Origin of the sequence: Brachyspira hampsonii 30446 (genome assembly GCF_000316195.1) — a bacterium.
GTDB classification, from domain to species: Bacteria; Spirochaetota; Brachyspiria; order Brachyspirales; family Brachyspiraceae; genus Brachyspira; species Brachyspira hampsonii_C.
The window spans coordinates 10,926-14,467 of the sequence record NZ_JH994109.1 but is presented as its reverse complement, the minus strand read 5'-3'; the positions used below and the strand labels follow the sequence as shown (position 1 = coordinate 14,467).

Below are 3,542 nucleotides of genomic sequence, written 5' to 3'. Positions count from 1 at the left end.
ACCTTATCTATTGCTTGTTGTAATTTCTGTTTTATATATTCTTCTATAACAGGTTTTTTATTTTCAAAAATTGGAATTAAAAGAGGCTGAGGAGGCTGATAAATACTACCGTATTCTGGAAACCGAACATAATATCTGTCTCCTTGCTCTTTATACCATTTTATTTTATTTTTTTGAGGAACTCCTCCGCCCCTAACTTCTAATGTACCTACTTTTATTGCTACCGAAGTATCACTTCCTTTTGATGATTTTCTTTCTTTTACATCATAATATTTATCTTCACTCCAGCCTCTGCTTTTAGCCTCTGCATTAGCTTCTTTAGCTATTTCATTTCCTGCTTTTCTAGCTCCTGCTTTTATAGCTTTTTTAAAATCGCCTCCTAGTTCTTCTAAAGTTTTTCTAAACTCATCAAGTCCTTTTATACTTATAGAAGTTTTTCTGCTTACAGCTGACATATTATTTACTTTTATTATTTACTAATTTCTTTATTGTAAATATGCATTCTATATTTTTATATGAAACATTCTCCATATTAATAACTTCATAGATATCATTTTCACGGTTTATTTTTGCCATCATTCCTTTGGTATCAAACTCTTTGAAATAATGAGTATGTACTTTCAAAGTTCTTTCTAAATCTTTTCTTTTACCCTGCTGTATATCTTTATATGTTATATCTTCAATAGAGCATTTTACTTTTCTTAATTCTATTAATTCATTACTTCCTGTTCCGTTTCCATTATCTATATACTTCGTTCTATAAAAAGTTATAGTATGAATTAATTTTCCAACTTTCATTATTGTCGCTCCTGCGTGCCATAGGCAATATTCGCATCGCCTAATAAAAGCGAATAAGTTTACTTATTCGCACGACTGTGCCCCTGTGGGGCTGGCTTGGCTCATCTCCTATAGAGTAAACTTTTCCCTCGCAATAGCCAACAATCTGTGAACACCTTTCAAAGCAACTTCTTCACTTTGACTAGCTTCTCCTGTTTTGCTTTCAAAATAATGAGCAGCAAGTCCAAGAATTGCATACCTAACTTCAGGAGGACAATCGGCTCTTTTGTATTCTGTTTCATTAGCTTTATTACAATAGCCGATTGCACTGTCTAAAGTAAGATGCAGTATATCATCATCATAGTCAATCCCTTCTAAGTTTAGAAACTTTTTGAACTCTGACAAAGTGACTACTCTGTCATCATCTTGCGACAGCATACCTTCGGTACCTGCCTCTTGCTAAAGCACGCCTTCGGCGACTACTTTTCCGACATCAATGTCTATACTATTAATATCTTCAGTATCACTGCTCATATATAAAAGCCTTAAGCTGCATACGCTTGATCATTTGGAAGTAATCTTACAAATGCTGATTTTTGAATAGGAGCACCATCTCCCCAATATCCTACTTGAAAACCTACCTGATTTGTTTTGCTGTATAACTCATGCAAAACTTGAAGTTCCATAGACAAGCTGTCCATAATCCAATAATATTTTAAGTTTGCTAAGAACCCAAAATATTTTGTAGCTTCCAACTTATCTTCAATAAAGTCATTTTGCACAACAGGGATACCAAGTAGAATACTAGGCTGTCCCGCTATTAAACTTTCCTGCCAAATAGGATGGTCCTGCTTATCTTTTAATTTTCTTAAAGCAGCAACTGCTTTTTTATTAAGCATCCATACAGCTCCGTTTTGATATCCGCCTTTCAATCCGCTTACGGCATCTACTAATCCATCATAAGTTATAGCAGCACTTGCAGTTCCTACTTTTATATCTCTGTCAGTTGGAATAGCTGCTGTATTATCTGAAGTTTGAGCAAATATACCTAGAGGTTTATCCTGACCATTTCCATATAAATAATTATGCTCTAATGTAGAAGCCAATTTATATGCTATTCTCTCCTCAACTAAACCTTGAATATCTATATTGCTTTGCTTTATTAATCTTTTACTAAGTTTAACTAACTTAGTTAATTGATTAGCCTTCATTTCTCTTTTTCCAAAAGATATATTTGTATCTTCTGTAACTTATGCGATTTCTGCTGTCCAATCAAGATCATTTAAATCGCTGTCAAGTGTAGGTATTCCTATACTAGCATATCCATTCATAGCAGGAATGATATTTGCTCTTTTTCTTATCTGTACTGTTTCATCTAAGTCTTTTATAATTTGCTTTACTAGATACTGTGGGGCTATAGTATATCCGCCGCCTTCAGCAACGCCTGCCTGAAGTGTTTCTCTTATTTCTTTATCATTGCCTGTTATAAACCATCTATCAACTTTAGCTCTTAATTCAGATTCGTTATCATCAGCAGATGAATTGTCCAAATTATCAGCTAAATTTCTTTTATTCATAGAAGATTTAGTTTGAAGTGATAGAAGTTTATCATTTCTCTCTATTTCCTTATTTCTATTTTCTATATTCTTTATTAAAGTATCTATATCATTATCTAGTTTTGATACATCTTCTTTTACCGAAGGTACACCTTGCGTGTTATTTTCTCTCTCTTCTGCCGAAGGCACACCTTGCGTGATACTCATAGCAGAATATGCTTGTCTTTCGCCGTAGGCGGACTGTCGTCTTGCCATAAGTTCATCAATAGATTGTAAATCTAAAGCATTTTCATTTTTTAGTTTTTCTATTAAAGCTCTCAATTCTTCTGGTGACATAATTTGATACTCCTTATTATTATTTATTTTTTATTTTTAGATATTTTATTTTTTGTTCATATTCTTTATTTCTATAATCAAAATCATCATTTACTGTAGGCATAGATTTATCAGGCGGTTTTGCCGACGCTCTGCGTGCAGTAGGCAAGGCACCTACTCGGTGGAATATATGCATCATTATTTTGATCTCTAACATTTGTTTCTGTATAAGCAGGAAATGTTACTAATGATATTTCATGCAAAGTGATTTCTTCTACTTCACGTATAGGCATTCCATATTCTTTTAATGTTTCTTTATCATCAATCCAATTATCTCTCACTACTTTGAAGCCGAAAGACATCTGCTTTATATCGCCTCTGTCCACGCTTTCTTTCAAATCTCTTGCCCAAGTAGTATTTGGCATAGAAACTTCAAAATATAACCCTTTTTCATCTTCTCTTAAAATTAATGTGCCAGAACTCTTTCTGCCTAGAACATATCTTGTATCATGTCCCCATAAACATACTTGATCATTTTCTAATAATGATTTAGTGAAAGCTCCTCTGTTTATACGCTCTCTAAATAAATCACCATAAAGAGGCTCACTTAAAGAATTATATACAATAGCATAGCCTCTTAATTTAAGAGGTTCACCTTCTGTGTCTGTACTTTTTTGAATATTAATATCTATACTTCTAATTTCATTGTTGCTATATTCGCGACTGTGTCCACCTTCGGTGCCGCTTCTAATTTCTAGGCATAATGAATTATGCCTAGAGCGTCGGCTCATTTCATTGTTGCTTGCTGGCATCTTTATATTCCTCTTCTAATTTTTTATTTTCATCATTATTATTTATATTAAAGTTTTGATTGCTCTCATTTTCTGAAGTTTC

2 protein-coding genes and 3 pseudogenes are annotated in these 3,542 nt (G+C 33.3%); all 5 read right to left on the bottom strand.

From position 1 onward, the window contains the following. A partial coding sequence (locus tag A966_RS00120) for an HK97-gp10 family putative phage morphogenesis protein (protein ID WP_008721150.1) occupies positions 1-455 on the bottom strand: 455 nt, incomplete at its 3' end. A gap of 1 nt (position 456) precedes the next feature. Next, on the bottom strand, positions 457-798 hold the full coding sequence (locus A966_RS00115; RefSeq protein WP_008721148.1) for a phage head completion protein: 342 nt from the start codon (positions 796-798) through the stop codon (positions 457-459). A gap of 108 nt (positions 799-906) precedes the next feature. After that, positions 907-1,311, bottom strand: a pseudogene (locus tag A966_RS00110) (head-tail connector protein). 11 nt (positions 1,312-1,322) lie between these two features. Then, positions 1,323-2,669: pseudogene (locus A966_RS00105) on the bottom strand (phage major capsid protein). Between the two features lie 19 nt (positions 2,670-2,688). Next, a pseudogene (locus tag A966_RS00100) lies at positions 2,689-3,400 on the bottom strand (HK97 family phage prohead protease). Between the last annotated feature and the right edge of the window lie 142 nt (positions 3,401-3,542).

What these genes read in the sequence shown, in the direction of transcription:
- A966_RS00115 (WP_008721148.1), bottom strand. Translation starts at nt 798, where the DNA reads ATGAAAGTTGGAAAATTAATTCATACTATAACTTTTTATAGAACGAAG.